Origin of the sequence: Streptomyces sp. NPDC047515 (genome assembly GCF_040643055.1) — a bacterium.
Taxonomy (GTDB): domain Bacteria; phylum Actinomycetota; class Actinomycetes; order Streptomycetales; family Streptomycetaceae; genus Streptomyces.
Genome location: NZ_JBEYTM010000017.1, coordinates 123,782 through 145,347, shown reverse-complemented (window position 1 = coordinate 145,347; position 21,566 = coordinate 123,782). Strand labels below are relative to the sequence as shown.

General features: G+C 68.0%; 12 protein-coding genes and 1 pseudogene. 5 read left to right on the top strand and 8 right to left on the bottom strand.

Features of this window, described 5'->3' with window-relative positions; translation table 11 throughout:
• Positions 1-236 precede the first annotated feature (236 nt).
• Positions 237-497, top strand: coding sequence for a hypothetical protein (locus ABZ826_RS17175; protein ID WP_361448087.1), 261 nt, complete (start codon positions 237-239; stop codon positions 495-497).
• A 495-nt stretch (positions 498-992) separates the two neighbouring features.
• Here the strand turns inward: ABZ826_RS17175 and ABZ826_RS17170 are convergent.
• The 7 genes and pseudogenes from ABZ826_RS17170 to ABZ826_RS17140 all read right to left on the bottom strand — a co-directional run bounded on the left by ABZ826_RS17170 (position 993) and on the right by ABZ826_RS17140 (position 10,655).
• Positions 993-2,179, bottom strand: a pseudogene (locus tag ABZ826_RS17170) (dihydrofolate reductase family protein).
• 29 nt (positions 2,180-2,208) lie between these two features.
• Positions 2,209-3,195 carry a DNA-binding protein gene (locus tag ABZ826_RS17165; protein WP_361448084.1) on the bottom strand — a complete coding sequence of 329 codons (987 nt, stop codon included), beginning with the start codon at positions 3,193-3,195 and terminating at the stop codon, positions 2,209-2,211.
• A gap of 317 nt (positions 3,196-3,512) precedes the next feature.
• The gene (locus ABZ826_RS17160) at positions 3,513-5,171 is read right to left on the bottom strand and encodes a reverse transcriptase family protein (protein WP_361448081.1); all 1,659 of its coding nucleotides are present in this window, start codon (positions 5,169-5,171) and stop codon (positions 3,513-3,515) included.
• Between the two features lie 768 nt (positions 5,172-5,939).
• Positions 5,940-7,469, bottom strand: a complete 1,530-nt coding sequence (locus tag ABZ826_RS17155; protein ID WP_361448078.1) for a UDP-N-acetylglucosamine 1-carboxyvinyltransferase — start codon at positions 7,467-7,469, stop codon at positions 5,940-5,942.
• A gap of 216 nt (positions 7,470-7,685) precedes the next feature.
• The gene (locus ABZ826_RS17150; protein WP_361448075.1) at positions 7,686-8,309 is read right to left on the bottom strand and encodes an RraA family protein; all 624 of its coding nucleotides are present in this window, start codon (positions 8,307-8,309) and stop codon (positions 7,686-7,688) included.
• A gap of 83 nt (positions 8,310-8,392) precedes the next feature.
• Entirely contained in the window at positions 8,393-9,640 is a 1,248-nt protein-coding gene (locus ABZ826_RS17145; RefSeq protein WP_361448072.1) for an MFS transporter, read from the bottom strand.
• Between the two features lie 67 nt (positions 9,641-9,707).
• Positions 9,708-10,655: a LysR family transcriptional regulator gene (locus ABZ826_RS17140; protein WP_361448069.1), complete on the bottom strand. Its 948-nt coding sequence runs from the start codon at positions 10,653-10,655 to the stop codon at positions 9,708-9,710.
• 274 nt (positions 10,656-10,929) lie between these two features.
• On the opposite strand from ABZ826_RS17140, the gene acnA reads away from it, so the two are divergent.
• Positions 10,930-13,644 (top strand): aconitate hydratase AcnA, encoded by a 2,715-nt coding sequence (acnA, locus tag ABZ826_RS17135; protein ID WP_361448066.1) that lies wholly within the window; start codon positions 10,930-10,932, stop codon positions 13,642-13,644.
• A 350-nt stretch (positions 13,645-13,994) separates the two neighbouring features.
• Positions 13,995-14,639, top strand: coding sequence for a histidine phosphatase family protein (locus ABZ826_RS17130; protein WP_361448063.1), 645 nt, complete (start codon positions 13,995-13,997; stop codon positions 14,637-14,639).
• A gap of 111 nt (positions 14,640-14,750) precedes the next feature.
• Here the strand turns inward: ABZ826_RS17130 and ABZ826_RS17125 are convergent, their stop codons facing one another.
• Positions 14,751-18,596, bottom strand: coding sequence for a GH92 family glycosyl hydrolase (locus ABZ826_RS17125; RefSeq protein WP_361448061.1), 3,846 nt, complete (start codon positions 18,594-18,596; stop codon positions 14,751-14,753).
• Between the two features lie 500 nt (positions 18,597-19,096).
• Here ABZ826_RS17125 and ngcE point away from each other — a divergent pair, with 500 nt between their 5' ends.
• Both ngcE and ABZ826_RS17115 read left to right on the top strand, forming a co-directional pair.
• Positions 19,097-20,545, top strand: coding sequence for an N-acetylglucosamine/diacetylchitobiose ABC transporter substrate-binding protein (gene ngcE, locus ABZ826_RS17120; RefSeq protein WP_351074965.1), 1,449 nt, complete (start codon positions 19,097-19,099; stop codon positions 20,543-20,545).
• A gap of 50 nt (positions 20,546-20,595) precedes the next feature.
• A complete protein-coding gene (locus tag ABZ826_RS17115) occupies positions 20,596-21,519 on the top strand; it encodes a sugar ABC transporter permease (protein ID WP_361448057.1) in 924 nt (307 codons plus the stop codon).
• Positions 21,520-21,566: the final 47 nt, after the last annotated feature.

Genomic DNA, 21,566 nt, shown 5'->3' with positions numbered 1-21,566 from the left:
CGTCAACGTCCTCTGGGCCCTCCTGCGCGACGGACGCTGCTATGAGCTCACGCCACCCGTCACCCTAGCCGCTTGACAAACAGCATTAGGAATCGTTACCACCGATTACGGGACAGAGCCGTTGACCGTACAGACCCCTCCCTCCCAAGGAGGCCGTCTACGAAAACATCATCAGGCGACGCGTCGACGAGCGGGAGTACATCGCCACCAACCCGGAGTTCGTCACCCTGCTCGGCATGGTGGCCGACCCCGCTTGGCGAGCACGACGGGCGCCTCGCCGATGGGTGAACCTCAGCCAGCACCGGCGCACGATCAACACTGTCTATGCAGAAGCCGAGCATCGGCTCAACATCCCCTCTCTCCGCGAGAAGCGTCACTCCCACACCTTCTCCAACGACGCCCTCTTCCGCTGGACCGACTCATTGGGTAGATCACTGATGCTGGTGATGACGCCGGAGGACCACAACGCCCTACGAGATGATTCCCAGTGGAACTGAGAAGCCCCAGGCCAGAGCCCTTCGGTCGGACAGAACTACTGGGACGGCCGCACCTCACGTCCGAACCGGCTCACCGCTGTTCAGATCCACTGGGCCCTCCACGCTCCGAAGCGTCCCGGCCGAAATGACAAGGCGCAGATCAGGGGCACCTCATCGACTCAGATCTCTTGGGAACGGACAGCAGCGCTGAAAGCCCCTGAAAAGTCCCTGGGGGACAGACGTTGCTGGCGCCTCTGTGTTGGTCCGGGTCGATGGGGCATAGTCCTGTTGCTCCACCCCTGCTGCCGGATGTGTTGTTCACTCCGGTGGGCAACGGCATGGACTGCTTGGCGGACGTCTTCGAGTGCCTGCCGGACGGTGCGACACCGCGGGGCGCTGCGGCCCCGAGCAGCACGCCGTGCTTCATGTCGAGGCACCCGCAGAAATGCTGCTCGAAGCCCTTCTCTCGCACGGTGAGGTTCCCCCAAGGACGGTGGGGGCGTCCCACCTTGGTTGTCAGAGCAGGTGCAGGTTGGGGGCCTGTGCGGCGTTCGCGTACTCAGGCAGTTCAACGACCGTTACGCCGACGTCTTCGAGGATCTCGGTGCCTTCGGCGCCGGCGACGAAGGTGTCAGGCTCGCTCCAGGCGGTGACGACGCGGCGGAGGCCGGTGTCCCGGATGAGCTGGGCGCAGGAGCGAGGGCGGGAGGCTCGCTTGGCACAGGGTTCCAGGGAGCTGTAGATCGTGGCGGTGGCGAGCCGGGCATCCTCGGCGGAGAGCTTGGCGAGGGCACCTTCCTCGGCGTGGTCGTGGGGATCGCTCTCGCGGGAGTAGCCGCGGGCGAGCTCGGTCCCGTCGGCCGCGACGATGACCGCCCCCACGCTGAAAGCGGTCGTCGAAGGCGGGCAGAGGGCGGCTAGCTCGCAGGCGAGGGCGAGCCAGTTCCGGTCTGCGGTGTTGGGCTTGCGGCCGGCGCCTGGGGCACCGGCTGAAGGGGTAGTACTCATCGAGGCTCCGTCGAGGTGTCCTTGGGGGCGTACCTCAGGAGTACCACGTCGCCGATCTGGCGGGCCTCCAGAAGTCGGAGGCGGGCGGCGGGGCCGCCGGGATAGCCCGCTGGGCCGAGCATCCGTACCGCATCCGGCTGGCCGACCAGGAGCGGGGCGATGACGAGCTGGAGTTCGTCGGCGAGCGCTGCTTCAAGGAGTTGTGTGTGGATGGTGCCGCCGCCTTCGACCATGAGTCGCTTGACGGCGTATGCGTCGCCGAGGATGTCGAGCGCGGCCGGCCACACGGCCTCGGCAGGGACGCCCTGAACGGTGGCCAGGTCACCGAGGTTGGCCCGAGCCTTCGCGGTGGCCGCGTCGCCGACGGCCAGGACGAGCTTGTCCCCGCCGTGGTGCCAGAACCGCCAGCCGGGGTCGAGATCGCCCGTACCGGTGATGGTGACCTTCAGCGGGTACTCCGGCTGACCGGCGGCGACCCGGGACGCCCTGCGTTCTTCCGAGTTGACGAGGAGGCGGGGGTTGTCGGCGCGGAGTGTTCCGGCGCCGACGAGGATGGCGTCGACGCCGGCTCGTACGGAGTCGACGCGCTCGAAGTCCTCCTTGTTGGACAGCAGGAGTCGGTCCTCGCCCGGGCGGGTGTCGAGGTGGCCGTCGATCGATACAGCTGCGGACAGCAGGACGTACGGGCGAGACACGCTATCTCCAGAAGGTGTGCACAGGTGGGTCAGGCGGGATGCAGGACGATGCGGTCGAGCGAGGCTCGGAACTCGGCGACGCTGTCCTCGCCGGCTGCGGGGGCCAGTGCCTGGTCGAGCCGGTCGAGCTGACCGAAGATCCGTGCGGAACCGGTCTCGGCGGCGATCCCTACGGCCTGCCCACCGATTCGGGCAGCCAGGGTCATGTTGCCTGTGCCCGCATGGGCACGGGCAGCACGAGCGAGGTAGACACCGCGGTCCCGGCGGTATGTGGGCGGAAGCGCTGCGATGGCGCTGTCAAAGCCTGCTGCGGCCTGCTCATAGTCGCCGAGTGCGGCGAGGGAGCGGGCTCGGGAGGTGCTGATGTACGCCGTATCGAGCCAGGAACCCCAGACGCCATCGGCGCCCGCGCGTCCGAGAAGGGTGAGTGCGGTGTCGTAAGCCCTATGGGCTTCACCGCCTTCACCGAGTACGGCATGTGCATGGGCCTCGTGCAGAACGGCGATGACTTCGAGACGGCTCCCGGGCCGGGCGGTGCGTCGGGCGGCGGCGGCGAGACCGAGGGCGTCGGCAGGATGTCCGGTGTCGACCGCAAGCTGGGCCTTACGGCCGAGGATGTACGCGGTGAGATCAGTGTCGCCGGTGATGTGGGAAGCGTCGAGTGCTTTCGCGGTATGACCGTGGGCGGTGCGTTCGTCGCCGATGTCCTGGGCGAACCAGCCTGCCAGTTCTTCGTATCGCGTCTCCAAGGCGAGGAGCTCGACGGCGTCGGTGCCACGGGCGGCTCGGCGTCTTGTGGCAAGGGAGATGAGGTGTTGTTGCAGCGCGGGCAGCACGTGCCGGGGACCGATGAGGTTGTCGGTCTGGATCATCACCCGGCGGAGCTGCGCGAAGTGCTCGAAGGGAGACCCCATGTCCGCGAGTTCGGTGCCAGCCGCCGCCGTTGCGGCCGGGATGGCTGTCGCAGCCAGGCCAGCGAGCCCGGAGGCGAGAACAACACGGCGGGGCACGGGCACGAAGAGGATCCTTCCGTGGATTCGGACGGGGACGACGACCGTGTCCGTGTCGTCTCCAAGAGAGCCTGCCTGCCCGAGCGTGCTCACGGCCAGGGTCCCCAGGTTGCTGGCCCCATGGCCCCGTGTATTGGCCCCATGAGTCACTGTCTCGGCTCTGGACACAAGGACAGTGCCGTCCTGGGGAGCCTCGCGCTCCGCCCCGTCCCAGCAACGAACCAATGCACCAGCGGCATCGAGGACCTCGTCGAGGACGATGGCCGCGTGCCGCGGGACGGGACGCTCAGCGCGCTCGAAGCGCCCGAGATGGGAGCGGTCGATCAATGCCTTGCGAGCGAGGAGGCCGCGTGGTCGACCAAGGTCAGCCGGATTCCCAGGGGCGCCAGGTTCGACTCCGTGTGGTGCCAGACCTCAGCGACTTCCTTCTCACCGGCCCGCGATGACACCGACACAGGGGAGGTGACCTCCTTGGGCAGCGCCCGGGCTCCCGGCAGGGCTTCTGTGTCCCCGACGTCGTACACGAGCATGTAGGGCCCCCGGGGCTGGAAGATCAACAGCGGTTGGGCGCCGGGTCTGAGTACCCGCCGGTACTTCGACTTCCACTCCGAGGAGGACAGGACGTAACGCGCGCCCGGCCTCTGGATGTGGACCACCATCGCATTGAACGGGGCGTACCGTTTGAAGCGTCCGACGAACTCGAGCATCTGCACGTAGTCGGCGGACGAGCGATAGCGCTGGGCACCTCGGACGAGATCGTCGATCGACGCCTTGGCTAGGTCCGCCTGAGAGACCTCGACCTCCTCGTCCCAAGGAAGATCCAGCCCGTACTGCGCGATCACCGGTTCTTCGTGCTCCAGCGGAATTTCACGCAGCCGCTTCCAGGTCGCGAGCTGTTCTCCGGCCCAGCCGGGTTCGACCATGTGCGCGAAGGACAGCAGCCCGGTGACATGAGCGTCCAGCTCGGCCAGATCTCCGAACTTCTGATGATGGCAATGCTGCACGACACCGAACGACGCGGCTCCTCGCACATGCATGGTGATGCGGCGCTTGTACGCGCGCGTCAGGCGAGGAGTGGGGCCGTCGACGACGATGCCCAGTACGCTCCGGCGAGCACCGGGGCGAGCCACATAGGTCTTCTTCGCGTTGAGTCTCATGCCCAGCGGTTCCAGGGCCCTCTTCACCTCGGCGACGAGACGGTCCACGCGGTCGTGGGGCACGGGACCACGGCTGGAGAAGTACATGTCGTCGCTGTAGCGGGTGTAGCGCAACCCCAAGGACTCGGCCCGGTGCGAGACGACCTCGTCGACGTCGCGCATGACGATGTTCGACAGATACCCACTGGTGGGAGCGCCCTGCGGCAGGAAGCCCTCGCGGGTGTGCTTGTGGACCAGGGCGGGCCGGCGGACGGAGAAGTGCTGCCCGGTGGTCTCCAGGTACACGTCGCGGTGTCCGGTGCCACGGTTCGTCCAGGTCTGGTTCGACGCAGGCGGTGACACGGTGACCAGCCGGGCCGTGGTGTACGCACCGAGGGTGCGGCCGACACGGCGCAGGCCGATCTCCGGGCAGCCGTCGTCGTCCTCCACGAGTTCGATCCGGTACTCAGGTCCCGCCGTGCGGGGCCACGCGTCCTTCAGGGCCGCGTGGACATGCCGCTCCCGGATGCTCCCGAAGAAGTCGGCGATGTCCAGGCGGATCACGGTGTGGGCCCGCAGATGGACTGCCGCGCAGTCCACGACCGAGCGGCCCCGTCGATACGCGAACGCTGCCGGGTGTGGCTGGAACCTGGCTGGAAGAGTGCCCAGACGGGCCAGGATCTCCTGCTGCATCCACGACAACCGGGGGATGGGGGCGTGCAAGGTCCGAAGTCCGCCACGAGGTTTGGGTATCCGGTGCTCGGTGTACGGGTAGATCGAGCCGCTGACCACCGCCTGGAGGAACTCCGCGGGGCTGAGATCCGCGAAGTCGTCTGCCGTCGTCATCGAACCGCCCCGTCCCCCGTCGGTGAGACGCAGCCGACGAGCCTCACCTTGAGCTGTTCCACCGCCCCTGCACGGGCGGCCGCTGTATCCCTCCGCCACCCTGTGACAAGCACAGGGCTCGACCCCTAGCATCCGGTGTGATCAGCACCCAGACGTCAGGACCGGAGGGCCCATCGCAAGGGATGGGTTCCTGAGACCCGTCGACTGCGCTGAGGAAGATCGTAGCTGCCCGAAGTATCGAACCCACCGGTTCAGGTCACCTGACGGCGCACCGAACCTGCCGGTCCTGCTGCAGCGTTGGGCAGGAGGAAGGCCGTCAGTGGTCGTGGGCTCGGAGGGCTTCGTAGATACGCGTTGCCGGTCTTGTCGTCCGAGCAGCAAACCCCACCAGGCGTGGCCACACACTGTTCAAGGCGCGCCGACAACTCGGCCCGGACGGACTTGCCGCCGGGTGGGTGGGGACGCATTCCCACCGGTCGGAGAGAGCGGCGACGAGCAACAGGCCACGTCCGCCCGTGCGGTCGGCGTGACACGACCGACATCGGACGGTGCGAGGCCACTTCGGCGACAACCCTCCGTGAAGGCTGACGGATACTCAGACATCTCTGACGTACCGTCAACCACTCAAGATCATATTGCACGTGCGTTGCACAAGGTGCTGAAAAACAACAGTGACCAGTGGAGGGCTGTGAAGGTAGGTATCTGCAGGTCAGCTGGCATATTGAGGTGTCGTGCCCCTTGCCCCCGAGGGGCACGACATCGCGACGGTCAGATGTCCCGGAAGATCTCGATCTGCGCCCCCACGGAGTTGAGCCGCTCCGCCAGCTCTTCGTAACCGCGGTTGATCACATACACATTGCGCAGTACGGACGTTCCCTCCGCCGCCATCATGGCGAGCAGCACCACCACGGCGGGCCGCAGCGCGGGCGGGCACATCATCTCGGCGGCGCGCCACCGGGTCGGGCCCTCGACCAACACCCGGTGCGGGTCCAGGAGTTGCAGCCTGCCGCCCAGGCGGTTCAGGTCGGTGAGGTAGATGGCCCGGTTGTCGTAGACCCAGTCATGGATGAGGGTCTGGCCCTGGGCCGAGGCGGCGATGGCCGCGAAGAAGGGCACGTTGTCGATGTTGAGCCCGGGGAACGGCATGGGATGGATCTTGTCGATCGGCGCCTCCAGCTTGGAGGGCCGGACCGTGAGGTCGACCAGCCGGGTGCGGCCGTTGTCGGCGGTGTACTCCGTGGTGCGGTCACAGTCGACGCCCATTTCCTCCAGCACCGCGAGCTCGATCTCCAGGAACTCGATCGGTACCCGGCGGATCGTCAGCTCGGACTCCGTCACCACGGCGGCGGCCAGCAGGCTCATCGCCTCGACCGGGTCCTCGGAGGGGGAGTAGTCGACGTCCACGTCTATGTGCGGGGAGCCGTGCACGGTCAGGGTGGTGGTGCCGACGCCGTCGACGCGTATGCCCAGCGCCTCCAGGAAGAAGCACAGGTCCTGGACCATGTAGTTGGAGGATGCGTTGCGGATGACGGTCGTGCCGTCGTGCCGGGCGGCGGCCAGCAGCGCGTTCTCGGTCACGGTGTCCCCGCGCTCGGTCAGCACGATGGGACGGTCGGGCGTGACCGAGTGGTCTATCTGGGCGTGGTAGAGCCCCTCGGTCGCGGCGATCTCCAGGCCGAACCGGCGCAGTGCGATCATGTGCGGCTCGATGGTCCGCGTACCGAGGTCGCAGCCGCCCGCGTACGGGAGCTTGAACGAGTCCATCCGGTGCAGCAGCGGGCCGAGGAACATGATGATGGAACGGGTCCGGCGGGCGGCGTCCGCGTCGATGGCGGACATGTCGAGCCGGGCGGGCGGGACGATCTCCAGATCGGTCCCGTCGTTGATCCACCGGGTCCGCACGCCGATGGAGTTCAGCACCTCCAGGAGGCGGTAGACCTCCTCGATACGGGCCACCCGACGCAACACCGTGCGGCCCTTGTTGAGCAGTGTGGCGCAGAGCAGGGCCACGCACGCGTTCTTGCTCGTCTTGACGTCGATGGAGCCCGAGAGCCGACGACCGCCGACCACTCGCAGGTGCATGGGCCCGGCGTAGCCGAGCGACACGATCTCGCTGTCGAGTGCCTCACCGATGCGCGCGATCATCTCAAGGCTGATGTTCTGGTTGCCACGCTCGATGCGGTTCACGGCGCTCTGGCTGGTGGCGAGCGCCTCGGCGAGCTGACTCTGTGTCCATCCCCGGTGCTGACGGGCGTCACGTATGAGCTTGCCGATGCGTACGAGGTAATCGTCTGACATGGCGAAAGGTTATCTCAGATATGAGATGAGACCTGCGGTGGGGTGTGGCATTCGGGTGACGGCAGGGCGTGGAGGCACGGAAGTTGTGCGGCCGGTCGCGTGTGAAGAGTGCGGCGACCGGCGCACCGTGCGTTCCATGGTTCACCCGGACCGGCGTGACGGCGAGCGGTGTACGTCCGTCCGGGGAATGGGGGATGGGGGATGCGGAGTGGGGAGTCAGCCCTCGAAGCCGCCTTCGGTCAGGATCCTGTCGATACGGGCGCGATGCGCCTTCTCCCAGTCGTCGAGGGATTCGCCCGCTTCCTTCGCCAACTTCTGCCGGGCATCGAGGAGTACCTGCGCCCGGCGGGCACGGGGAGTGACCACGACGCCCTCCTCGTCGGCCACCACGATGTCGCCGGCGTCGATGGCCACACCGCCGCACCGCACCGGACCGTTGAGCGGTCCGACTGCCTTCTTGGCTCCGGGGATGGGGACGACCCCCCTGGCGAAGACGGGAAAGCCCATGTCGCGCACTTCGGCGAGGTCACGGATCACCCCGTCGGTCACGAACGCCGCGATCCCCCGCCGCTGTGCGACGGCGCAGACGTTTCCTCCGGCGAGTGCGTAGTCCACGTCCCCCGCTTCGACGACGACGACCGAGCCGGGCGCCGCGCGGTGGATGGCCGCGTGAAGCATCAGGTTGTCGCCCGGGGGGCACCGCACGGTGAACGCCGGACCGGCGACGCGTGGCATCGAGGGCCACAGGGGGCGGATACCGAGGTCCATGACCTGTTCTCGCCCGAGGAGATCGGCGAGGGTGGTCGGAGAGATGTCCTTGAACTCGATGACGTCGTTCATGTTCCTCCTTCGTCCGGGCACCCGTCCCGGCAGCGCCGGCGCGTCCATCGGAAGACCGGAGGGGGAGGAGTGCGGCGGCGAGACTACCGAATGGCGGGGCGGGGCAGGGCCGTGGCGGCGAGCGCCAGGACCAGGCCGATCGCGCCCAGGACCGCCGCGATCCACAGTGACGACGTGTAGTCCCCGCCCGCGGAGAGTGCCGCCCCCGCCAGCAGCGGTCCGCCCGCGTTGCCGATGTTGAACGCGGAAATATTGGCCGCCGATGCGAGGTTGTCGGCGCCCCGGGCCGCCTTCAGGACCCACGTCTGCAAGGGCGGGATCACCGCGGCCCCCACCAGGCCGAAGAGCAGGAAGCCGACGACCGCGGCGGGCTTGCTGTGCACGGCGGCGAGCAGGAGTGCGGAGACGGCCGCGACTCCGGCGAGCGCCCCGTACAGCGTGGGCAGCAGCGCCCGGTCCGCGAGCCGCCCGGCCAGCGAGGTGCCCACGACCATCCCCATGCCGATCAGGACCAGCATGAGGGGAACCGTACGGCCGTCGAAGCCGGTGACCCTGGTGAGCAGGGGCGTGATGTACGTCAGGACGGTGAGGAACGGCGCCCAGCCGAAGGCGGTCGCCGCCAGGGCGAGCCAGACCCTGCCACGCCGGAAGACCGCCAGCTCCCGGCGGAAGTCGGTTCCCCGGTCCCGGGGTATCGGCGGGACGAGGGCCGCGATCGCGGCCAGCAGCACCGCGCCGATCGCCGTCACCGCCCAGAACGCGGCCCGCCAGCCGAGCGCCTGGCCCAGTGCGGTCCCGCCGGGCACGCCGAGCACATTGGCGAGGCTCAGCCCCATGAAGACCGTGGCGATCGCGCTCGCCTTGCGCTCCGGCGCGACGAGGCCCGCCGCGACGACCGCGGCGGTGCCCACGTAGGCACCGCCCGCGAGGGCGGACAACACCCGTCCGGCGAGCAGCACTTCGTAACCGGGGGCGAGCGCGCTGAGCAGGCCGGCCGCCACGAAGAGACCGACCAGCCAGAGAAGCAGCCGCTTGCGGGGGGCCTTCGCGCCCAGAACGGTGAGGAGCGGGGCGCCCACCACCATGCCCAGGGCGTAGCCGGGGACGAGTAGGCCCGCCGTGGGCAGCGAGACGCCGAAGTCCGTGGCCACCTCGGGGAGCAGTCCGGCGATGACCACCTCCGTGGTTCCGACGGCGAAGGCTCCCAGGGCGAGGGCCGACAGCGACGCGGTGCCCGCTCTTCGAGCACGGGCACGGGCGCGGGCGCGGGTGGGAGCGGGGGGTGCGGGGGCTTCGGCCCGGGGCGGGGCAGCTGAGAGATCGTTCGTCACGTTTTCAGGCTCGCGCCGCCGGGCGCCGGGAACAGCCCCCGTCCTGGCAACGATCGGTAAGCCCGGTTTACCGATCGGCCGTCGTCGCCAGGTTCGCCGCTGGCGGTACCGCGGTCTCCGGCTTCGGTCCCGTGGCCAGTTCCGTGGCCGCCGCGACGAAGGCCCGCACCCGGGCCGTCTCGCCCGCCGTACGCCACACCAGCCCGTACTCCACCGGTTCCGCGTCGCTGAACGGCAGGTACACCACGCCTCTCGGTGCGTAGTGTGCCGCGACATCGGCGCCGACGGGCGAGATGCCCTGTCCCGCGCCGACCATGGCCAGGGTCTCCTGCATCGTCGCCGCGGACCTGCCACGTCTCACCGGCTGCCCGCTCGGGGTGTGCGTCGGCGCGAAGTGCTTCTGCCAGTAGTCCGGTACGTCGCCGGAGCACCCGAACACCCGGTCCCGCGCAAGGTCCTCCAGCGATACCGAATGCCGCTTGGCGAGCGTGTGATTGGCCGGGACGGCGAGCATCCGGTTCACCCGGAGCACGACCGGGCCACGGGTCAAATCGGACTCCGTGACCGGAAACTGGGTGACCAGGACATCGACCCGGCCGGTACGGAGCGGGCCGAGCAGATCGCTGAGCTGAGTCTCGTGGATCCGTACCTCCGTGTCCGGGTGGAGGCGGCCGAAGGCCCGTATCGCGTCCATCACGAACTCCCCGGCCGCGCTGCCCAGATATCCGACCGGCAGCACCCCCGCGACGCCCCGCGCTTCGGCCTGCGCCCGCGCCACCCCCTGCTCGACACGCCGATAGCCGGGCTCCACCTCTTCGTGCAGTCGACGGCCGAGCGGGGTGAGACGCACGGTGCGGCTGGTCCGTTCGAAGAGGGGGGCGCCGATGCGGCGCTCGAGACTCCGGATCGTCTGACTGACCCGGGCCCGCGAGACATGCAGCCGCTCGGCCGTGCGGCCGAAGTGCAGCTCCTCGGCGAGCACGAGGAAGCTCTCGATCTCCAGTCTTTCCAGCATTCGCCCGACGGTACCCGTCGGGCGGACCGACGCGCGGGCCCGTCCGACGGCAGAGAACGGCCCCGCCCGCGCATGACCGTGCGGCAGTGATGTACTAGAGTTATCTCGACATCGAGATATATGCCGAAGGCGCACCACGGTCCGCCACTCGGTAAGGGTTACCTAACTAAGCCTTACCTCAGCGGATGGTCGAGGAGCCGTAGGCGGCACCACGCGGCGCCCGCCGTAATGAGGCGCGGCGCGGAGTACGCGCACACTGATGAAGGAGACTGTCGTGTCGGCGAACAGCTTCGACGCCCGCAGCACGCTGCGCGTGGGCGACGAGTCGTACGAGATCTTCAGGCTGGACAAGGTCGAGGGCTCCGCGCGCCTCCCATACAGCCTGAAGGTGCTGCTGGAGAACCTGCTCCGCACCGAGGACGGCGCGAACATCACCGCCGACCACATCCGGGCGCTCGGCGGCTGGGACTCCCAGGCACAGCCCAGCCAGGAGATCCAGTTCACCCCGGCCCGCGTGATCATGCAGGACTTCACCGGTGTGCCGTGCGTCGTGGACCTCGCCACCATGCGCGAGGCCGTCAAGGAGCTGGGCGGCGACCCGGCCAAGATCAACCCGCTCGCCCCGGCCGAGCTGGTCATCGACCACTCCGTCATCGCCGACAAGTTCGGCACCAACGACGCGTTCGCGCAGAACGTCGAGCTGGAGTACGGCCGCAACAAGGAGCGCTACCAGTTCCTGCGCTGGGGCCAGACCGCCTTCGACGAGTTCAAGGTCGTCCCCCCGGGCACCGGCATCGTCCACCAGGTCAACATCGAGCACCTGGCCCGTACGGTCATGGTCCGGGGTGGTCAGGCGTACCCCGACACCCTCGTCGGCACCGACTCGCACACCACCATGGTCAACGGCCTCGGCGTGCTGGGCTGGGGCGTCGGCGGCATCGAGGCCGAGGCCGCGATGCTCGGCCAGCCGGTCTCCATGCTCATCCCGCGGGTCGTCGGCTTCAAGCTGACCGGCGAGCTCCCGGCCGGCACCACCGCCACCGACCTCGTGCTGACCATCACCGAGATGCTCCGCAAGCACGGTGTCGTCGGCAAGTTCGTCGAGTTCTACGGTGAGGGCGTCGCCGCCACCTCCCTCGCGAACCGCGCCACCATCGGCAACATGTCGCCGGAGTTCGGCTCCACCGCCGCGATCTTCCCGATCGACGACGAGACGCTGAAGTACCTGCGTCTGACCGGCCGTGACGAGCAGCAGGTCGCGCTCGTCGAGGCGTACGCCAAGGAGCAGGGCCTCTGGCTGGACCCGGCCGCCGAGCCGGACTTCTCCGAGAAGCTGGAGCTGGACCTGTCGACGGTCGTCCCGTCGATCGCCGGCCCGAAGCGCCCGCAGGACCGCATCATCCTCGCGAACGCCAAGCAGCAGTTCGCCCAGGACGTGCGCAACTACGTGTCCGAGGACGAGGAGTCGGGCAAGGAGTCCTTCCCGGCCTCCGACGCCCCGGCCTCCACCAACGGTGTCCCGTCGCGTCCGACCATGGTCACGGCTCCCGACGGCACGTCGTACGAGATCGACCACGGCGCCGTCACCGTCGCCGCGATCACCTCCTGCACCAACACCTCGAACCCGTACGTCATGGTCGCCGCGGCGCTCGTGGCGAAGAAGGCGGTCGAGAAGGGCCTGACCCGCAAGCCGTGGGTCAAGACCACCCTCGCCCCGGGCTCGAAGGTCGTCACCGACTACTTCGACAAGGCGGGCCTGACCCCGTACCTCGACAAGGTCGGCTTCAACCTCGTCGGCTACGGCTGCACCACCTGCATCGGCAACTCCGGCCCGCTGCCGGAGGAGGTCTCCAAGGCGGTCAACGAGCACGACCTGGCCGTGACCTCGGTGCTCTCCGGCAACCGCAACTTCGAGGGCCGGATCAACCCCGACGTCAAGATGAACTACCTGGCGTCCCCGCCGCTGGTCGTCGCGTACGCCATCGCCGGTTCGATGAAGGTGGACATCACCAAGGACGCCCTGGGCATCGACCAGGACGGCAAGCCGGTCTACCTCACCGACATCTGGCCGTCCGAGGCCGAGGTGAACGACGTCGTCGCCAACGCCATCGGCGAGGACATGTTCAACAAGTCCTACCAGGACGTCTTCGCGGGCGACGCCCAGTGGCAGGCGCTGGCCATCCCGACGGGCAACACCTTCGAGTGGGACCCGCAGTCCACCTACGTGCGCAAGCCCCCGTACTTCGAGGGCATGACGATGGAGACGACCCCGGTCGAGGACATCACCGGCGCCCGGGTGCTCGCCAAGCTCGGCGACTCGGTCACCACCGACCACATCTCCCCGGCCGGTGCGATCAAGGCCGACACCCCGGCCGGCCAGTACCTCACGGAGCACGGCGTCGAGCGCCGCGACTTCAACTCCTACGGCTCGCGCCGAGGCAACCACGAGGTCATGATTCGCGGCACCTTCGCGAACATCCGCCTGCGCAACCAGATCGCCCCGGGCACCGAGGGTGGCTTCACCCGCGACTTCACCCAGGACGGCGCGCCGGTGTCGTTCATCTACGACGCCTCGCAGAACTACCAGGCCGCGGGCACCCCGCTGGTCATCCTGGCGGGCAAGGAGTACGGTTCCGGCTCGTCCCGCGACTGGGCCGCCAAGGGCACCGCGCTCCTCGGCGTCAAGGCCGTCATCGCCGAGTCCTACGAGCGCATCCACCGCTCGAACCTCATCGGCATGGGCGTCCTCCCGCTCCAGTTCCCGGAGGGCGCGACCGTCGAGTCCCTCGGCCTGACCGGCGAGGAGACCTTCTCCTTCACCGGCGTGACCGAGCTGAACAACGGCACCACGCCGCGCACGGTCAAGGTCTCCACCGACACCGGTGTGGAGTTCGACGCGGTCGTCCGCATCGACACCCCCGGTGAGGCGGACTACTACCGCAACGGCGGCATCATGCAGTACGTGCTCCGCAACCTGATCCGCAAGTAGGCGTCAGGCAGTCGGCGGAGCCGAAGGGCCGCACTCCGGGTATCCCGGGGTGCGGCCCTTCGCGTCGCACGGCGCCCGGAGGCGCCCCTTCAGCGTGATGGCCCGCACGAACGTCGCCCGGCCCGCAGCCGGGAAAGCCAGGACCCGGGCCGTCGGCCGGCTCGGCGCCGCGCACGGGGACGAAGCCGGGGACCCTGCCGGCAAGGGGAGACGGGGCCGCCGTACCCGGGAACGACGTACCGGCCGCTCCGTGCCGGGCGCGCGGGATGCGATCGTGGACCGGGTGGTTTGCCAGTCACGCAGCACGAACAGCACAGAGACACGAACAGCACAGAGAGCGGATGACACCCATGGGCGAGCTGATCCTGATCCGGCACGGCGAGACCGAGTGGTCGCGGTCCGGGCAGCACACGAGCCACACGGATCTGCCCCTGACTCCCCTCGGCGAACGACAGGCCCGCGCGCTGGCCCCGCTGCTCGCGGACCGGCGGATCGCGCTCACCCTGGTCAGCCCCGCGGTACGCGCCCGGCGCACCGCGGAGCTCGCCGGGCTCGCCGCCCCCCGTGTCACCCCCGAACTGCGCGAATGGGACTACGGCGGCTACGAAGGGGTGACCACCGACGAGATCCGCCGCACCCGACCCGACTGGAATCTGTGGACGGACGGGGTCGCCCCCGGACCCGAGGCGCACCCCGGCGAGACACCCGCCGAGGTCGGTGCCCGAGCCGACCGGGTGCTGGCCGAAGTCGCCAAGGCGGCGAACCGCGACACGGACGGGGACATCGCGCTCGTCGCCCACTCCCACTTCCTGCGCGTACTCACCGCCCGTTACCTCGGCCTGACTCCGGCCGAGGGCACGCTCTTCCAGCTCGCCACGGGAGCGGTCTCGCGGCTCGGCACCGAGCACGGCAATCCGGTGATCACGGCGTGGAATGTGACATTGCCCGAGAGTCTGTTGCCCCGGGCCGTTCCGGACACCCCGGAGCGGGACTGACCGAACGGCGGGCTGCGCCGCTCCGCACGTCACCGGCCGCCCGGCACACGGACGGCCGGTGCCTCGGAGCGAGACGCCGGCCGACCGCGGGACCCGGAGCGGGCCGGGGGATCAGGAGAGCAACTCCACCTCCGCGAGGCTCCCTTCACCCGCGAACACCAGGCGGTAGTGCGCGTACGAGCCCGGAGCGCGCACCGAGAACACCCTCGTCTGCCTGTCCCAGGCGAACGACTGGGACGACCGCTTGTCGAGGTCCTTCCACGTCGTGCCGTCCGACGAGCCCTGCAGGACCCAGCCGGTCGGGGCCTTGGCCGCCGCGCTCGAAGTCAGCGTGTACTGGGCCGCGTTCGTGGCCGAGGGCACCGGCAGGTCCACCGAGCCGACCGTCGCCGAGGTGGCCGAGGTGTTGTCGAACAGGGCGCCCGCGCCCTTCAGTACGTCTGCCTTCGGCGTCGCCACGTTGTCGTCCGTGGTGATCGAGACCGGCGCGGCGTCCTTGCCCGTGCCCCACGACGAAGGATTCGCACCCATGTCGAAGTCCAGGACACCGCCCTTGGCCAGCAGGTCGTGCGGCAGTGAAGTCGAGGTCCACTTCTTGCCGTTGACCTTCAGGCCCTGCACGTAGATGTTCTTCGCGCTGTTCTTCGGCGCCCTGACGACCAGATCGCGGCCGTTCCCCAGGTGCACCGTGGCCTTCGTGAACAGCGGCGAGCCGATCGCGTACTCGCCGCTGCCCATCACGAGCGGATAGAAGCCGAGCGAGGAGAAGAGGTACCAGGCCGACTGCTCGCCGTTGTCCTCGTCACCGTGGTAGCCCTGTCCGATCTCGCTGCCCGTATAGAGGCGGCCGAGTACCTCACGGATCTTCTCCTGGGCCTTCCAGGGCTGCGAGGCCGCGTCGTACATGTAGGTCACATGGTGTGCGACCTGGTTGCTGTGGCCGTACTGCCCCATCCGTACGTCACGCGCCTCCGTCATCTCGTGGATGACACCGCCGTAGGAGCCGACGAACTCGGGGCCCGCCGTCTCCGGAGTGGTGAAGTAGGTGTCGAGCTTCTTCGCCAGGCCGGCACGCCCGCCGTAGAGATTCGCCAGGCCCCGGCTGTCCTGCGGGGCCGTGAAGGCGTAGCCCCAGCCGTTCGTCTCCGTGTAGTCGTAGCCCCAGACCCGGGGGTCGTACTGGTCCGCGGGGAGCCGCCAGTCGCCCTTGGCGTCCTTGCCCTGGAAGAAGCCCACCTTGCTGTCGAAGAGACCGACGTAGTTGCGGGCGCGGTTCAGGAAGTACTCGGACTCCTCCTTGTACCGCTCCTTCTTCGTCTTCTCGTAGAGCGCCCGGCCCATCTGCGCGATGCCGTAGTCGTTGAGGTAGCCCTCCAGTGACCAGGACAGGCCCTCGTGCGTGGAGGTGTCGGCGTAGCCGACGAACGGGGACGTCTGCATGCCCTTGCGGCCGACGCCCGAGGACGGCGGGACCACGGTGGCGTTCTTCAGCGCCGCCTCGTACGCCGCCTCGGCGTCGAACTTCACGCCCTTGACGTAGGCGTCCGCGAACGCGACGTCCGAGGAGGTGCCGGTCATCAGGTCGGAGTAGCCGGGAGACGACCAGCGGGAGATCCAGCCGCCGTCCTTGTACTGCTGGACGAAACCGTCCACCATCTCGCCGGCCTTGTCCGGCGTGAGGAGGGAGTAGGCGGGCCACGTCGTGCGGTAGGTGTCCCAGAAACCGTTGTTGACGTACACCTTGCCGTCGGCGATCTTCGCGCCCGTGTGGGTCGGGGTGTCGGAGCCGACCTGCGGGGAGAAGGGGCTGGCGTACTTGTCCTTGCCGTCGACCTTCTCGAAGCCCGAGTTCGGGTACAGGTAGAGGCGGTACAGGCTGGAGTAGAGGGTGGTCAGCTGGTCGGCCGTGGCGCCCTCGACCTCCACCTTGCCCAGGATGTCGTCCCAGGCCCGCTGCGCCCGGTCCTCGACCCGCCCGAAGGAGCGGGAGGCGGGGATCTCGGCCGCGAGATTCCGCTTCGCCTGGTCGACGCTGATCAGCGAGGTCGCCAGGCGCAGCTCGACCGTGCGGTCCTTGCCGGCGTCGAAGCGGAGGTAGCCCGTGACGTCGTCGCCCCCGCCGCCGGACAGCTTGCCGCTCGCCGTGACCGGGGCGTCGAAGACGCCGTGGACGAAGAGGCGGGTGGCGCCGGTCGAGCCGCCGCTCTTCACATCGGAGAAGCCGGTGAAGGAGCTGCTCTTCGGGTCGAGGGTGAGCCCGCCGTCGTTGGAGACGTTGTCGAAGACGATGCTCGCGTCGTCACCGGGGTAGGTGAATCGCATCCGGGCCGCGTGGTCGGACGGTGTCATCTCCGCCTTGAGGCCGTTGTCGAATGTCACACCGTAGTAGTGCGGCCTGGCCGTCTCGTTCTGGTGGTGGAACGGCAGGGCCCGCGCCTTGCGGGAGGCGTCCGGGGTGCCGGAGACCGCCGACGGCATCAGCTGGAAGGTCTGCCGGTCGCCCATCCAGGGGCTCGGCTCATGGCTGGCGCTGAAGGCCTGGAGGGTGGGCAGGTTGTCGTCGTTGTTGCCGCGCGCGTAGTCGTACAGCCAGCTGGTCGATCCGGCGTTGGTGACCGGGGTCCAGAAGTTGAAGCCGTTCGGGAGCGCAGTGGCGGGGAAGTTGTTGCCGCGCGAGAAGGAACCGCTGGAGTTGGTGCCGCGGACCGTCGACGCGTAGTCGGACAGGTGCGGGCGGCGCTTCTCGGGCGCCTTCGGGGCGATCTTGATGTCGTCGATCCAGCCCTGGAACTTGGACGGACCCTTGGGGGAGTCGTACGCCACCAGAATCCGGTCCACGGTCCTGCCCGCGGCGACCGTCCCGATGGCCGAGTCGACCTTGTTCCACTGATTGACGTAGAGCCGCTTGGCATCGGCCTGGCCCTGCGGGGTCAGCAGGCCGCCGTTGCTGTCGGTGGCCCGCAGGTCGCTGAGGTACGTGCCGTCCGTGAACGCCAGGTCCACCGAGACATGCGTCGCCGGGTAGGAGAGATCCGTCTCGCCCATCTGGGGATAGATCAGATAGGAGAGTGAGGTGTCACGGGTGACAGCCGTGTTCACATCGAAGATCTTGTTGTACGAGTAGGCCCGGCCGTCCGCCTTGTGCGTGCCGGCGTACCGCAGGGCCTTCCGGCCGGTGAAGCCCGCACCCGACTTGGCGGTGGGGGAGCCGGACGGGCCGCGGTCGATCTGGCTGCGCATCGATTCCGGCGCCGGGGCCGAGGTGTCGCCGTCGGAGAACTGGACGTCGGCGAGCTGGGTCGCGTCGGAGGCGCCGTTGTTCTTCGTGATCCGCAGACGGAAGTGCTGGTAGGCCGCGTCCGATGTGACATCGTACGACTTCGTCTGGAACCGCTCGGTGAAGCTCTGACCGGTCCGGGAGTCGAGGTCCTTCCAGTCCTTGCCGTCCGTGGAGCCCTGCAGGGTCCAGTCCTTCGGGTCGCGCTCGTCGTGATCGTTGGCCGAGGTCAGCGCGTAGGTCACGACCTTGACCGGTTCGACGAGGTCGAACTCGACCCAGCCGGTGGGTGCGAAGGTCAGCCACTTGGTGCCGGACTCCCCGTCGACCAGGTTCTCCTTCACCTCCCCGCCGCCGGTGTTCTCGCCACTTGCACGGACGTCCGTGACCTTGTCGGTGACATTGCCCGGTATTCCAGTGGAGAATCCGCCGTCGACACCCGATGACCGCTTCTTTCCGTCAGGGCCTGCTTCGACGGTGTTGCGCCAGTCCGGTTGCTTTTCGTCCGCTTCGAAGGACGAGCTGAATGTCCGTTCACCCGAGGCGCTTTGGCGCTTTTCGCCTGTCCCGGCCGACCGCGCGGCGGCCGCGGTGGGGGCTGTCACGACCAGAACGAGTGAAGCCGCGACCAGTGCGGCCGTACGGCTTTGTCTCCTGCGAGAACCATGTCGAGGCTGCATGCGGAGCCATTCCTCCCGAGGAAGTGCGCTTGGACAACGTTGTCAGGGAGATGCGCAAGGTCCAGTAGGGAGCCAAGTGGCGTGATGTGTCAAGGGTGTTGGGCGTGAATCGCCAGTCGAATCGACCGTAATGCGGAAATCGTTACACCTGGAGCGGGGCGCACGGGGTCCAGGTATCCGCGAGGTCTCAACTCGGGAAAGACTGCTGCTCAACCTTGCATTCGATCTTGCTCAGTTGGCTGCAAGTGGACTATACCTGTCGGCGTCTGCACAGCCGTTTCCGGCGCTGCGGACAAGGGGGACACGGGGGAACGGTCACGGGGGCACCACAAGTGCATCCGCTGCCCGATCTCCCGAAGCCCCCCACTGCACATGGCTAGCCTGAGATCAGCACTACCCAAGCGCAACTGACCGCGGTGGCGGGGCCCTTCGCCTGAGGCGAATTTCGACGGGCGACCGGTACACACCGCCTGAGTCCTGGAGAAGGCGAGGACTTGAGCATGGGATCCACCTCCGCCCACAAGAATGAGGGCCTCGGCCGTCGCGATGTGATCAAGCGATCTGCCGCGCTCGGCCTGCTCACCGTTCCGACGATGGGCTTCCTGTCGTCGTGTGCGAGCAGCGACAGTGGCAGTGACAAGAAGGTCGAGAAGGGCAAGGTCAGCAAGACGAACCCGCTCGGGGTCAACGAGACGGCCCCCCTCGAAGTGGTCATCTTCGACGGCGGCTTCGGCCAGCAGTACGCGATCGACGCGGAGAAGAAGTACAACGCGGCGTTCCCGAAGGCCCCGAAGGTCAAGCACGTCGCGACCCAGAAGATCCAGTCGCAGCTGCAGCCGCGCTTCAACGGCGGCACCCCGCCGGACCTGATCGACAACTCCGGTGCCGAGCAGATGGACATGGGTGTCCTGGTCGGCAAGAAGCAGCTGGCGGACCTGACGCCGCTGATGGACGCCCCGTCCATCGACGACCCGACCAAGAAGGTCCGCGACACGCTGCGCCCGGGTGTCCTGGAGATGGGCCAGTTCGACGGCGACCCGGTCTGGATCATGTACTACGCGTACACGGTCTACGGCGTCTGGTACTCGCAGACCGCGCTCGACAACCTCGACGCGCAGTACCCCGAGAACTGGGACGACATGCTCGCCCTCTGCGCGAAGGCGAAGAAGAAGGGCATCGCCGGCTGGACGTACGCCGGTAAGTACCCCTACTACCTGCCGTTCTCGCTCTACCCGTTCATCGCCAAGATCGGTGGCCGGGAGGTTCTCGACAAGATCGACAACCTGGAGCCGAACGCCTGGAAGGACCCCGCGGTCAAGGCCGCGTTCGAGGCGTACTACGAGCTGTACCAGAAGGGGTACATCCTCAAGGGCACCCCGGGCCTGACCCACATCCAGTCGCAGACCGAGTGGACCAAGGGCAAGGCACTCTTCATCCCCAACGGTTCGTGGGTGGAGAACGAGGCGGCGCCGACCACGCCCAAGGACTTCAAGATGATGGTCGCGCCGCCGTCCAGCCTGGACTCGTCCGACAAGATGCCGTTCGGCACCATCTGGGCCTCCGGCGGCGAGCCCTTCGTCGTCCCGGCCAACGCGAAGAACCCCGAGGGCGGCATGGAGCAGCTGCGCATCATGCTCTCCGAGGAGTCCTCCAAGAACTTCACCAAGCAGGTCAAGTCGCTCAGCGCCTTCAACGGCGGAACCGACGGTCTGACCCTGTCGACCGCCATGCAGTCCGGTGTCGACTCGCTGAAGAAGGCCGGCGACAACGTGGTGAACCCGCGTCTGCAGGACTGGTACGTGAAGCTCCAGAAGGAGCAGATCGGTGTCGCCGGTATCGGCGAGATGATGGCCGGCCGCGCGACCCCTGCGGAAGCCATCAAGAAGATCCAGGCCTTCGCCGACGCGGCGGCCAAGGACCAGTCCATCAAGCACTACAAGCACCAGTGAGCAACCGTCACCAGCGGCGGCACCCGCGGAAAGATCGGGGTCGGTAAACGATGCAGCACGGCAAGTACCGTTTCATCGTGGGGTTCTTGGTAGTCCCACTGGCGTTGTACGCGGTCTTCGTCATCTGGCCGTTCATCCAGTCCATCTACTACTCGTTCACGGACTGGACCGGCCTGAGCCCGGACTTCAAGATGGTCGGGTTCGACAACTACACGAGGATGCTGAAGGACGACATCTTCTGGAAGTCGTTGCAGCACAGCGTGTTGCTCGTGCTGCTGCTGCCGCTGGTGACGCTTGGCCTGGCGCTGTTCTTCGCCTTCATGCTCAATGTCGGAGGCCGGCGGCGCAAGAACGCCGCGGTCTCCGGCGTGCGCGGGTCGAGTTTCTACAAGATCGCCTATTTCTTCCCGCAGGTGCTGTCGATCGTCATCGTCGCCCTGCTGTTCCAGTTCGGGTTCAACCCCACCAGCGGGGTGCTGAATTCGACACTGAAGACGATCGGTCTGGGATCCATCCAGCCGGACTGGCTGGGCGATCCGAACCTCGCGCTCATCTGCGTCATGTCGGTCCTGGTCTGGTCGACGGTCGGTTTCTTCGTCGTCCTCTTCTCCGCCGGCATGGCGTCCATCCCGAAGGACTTCTACGAGGCGGCGCTCCTCGACGGCGCCAACCGCTTCACCACGTTCTTCCGGATCACCCTCCCGCTGCTCTGGGACACGGTGCAGTCGGGCTGGGTCTACATGGGCATCCTGGCCCTCGGCGTGGAGGCGTTCACCGCCGTACAGGTCATGACGGTGGGCCCCGGCGGCCCCGACTACTCGACGACGGTTCTGCCGCTGTACGTGTACCAGACCGCCTTCCGCGACGGACAGGCCGGATACGCGACGACGATCGGTGTCGGACTGCTCATCGTCACCATGGCCTTCGCCGCCATCGTGATGCGACTGGGCCGGCGCGAGCGGCTGGAGTTCTGATGCCGCGACTGACGGGAGACGGCGCCCGGACCTCCAGCAGGCACCAC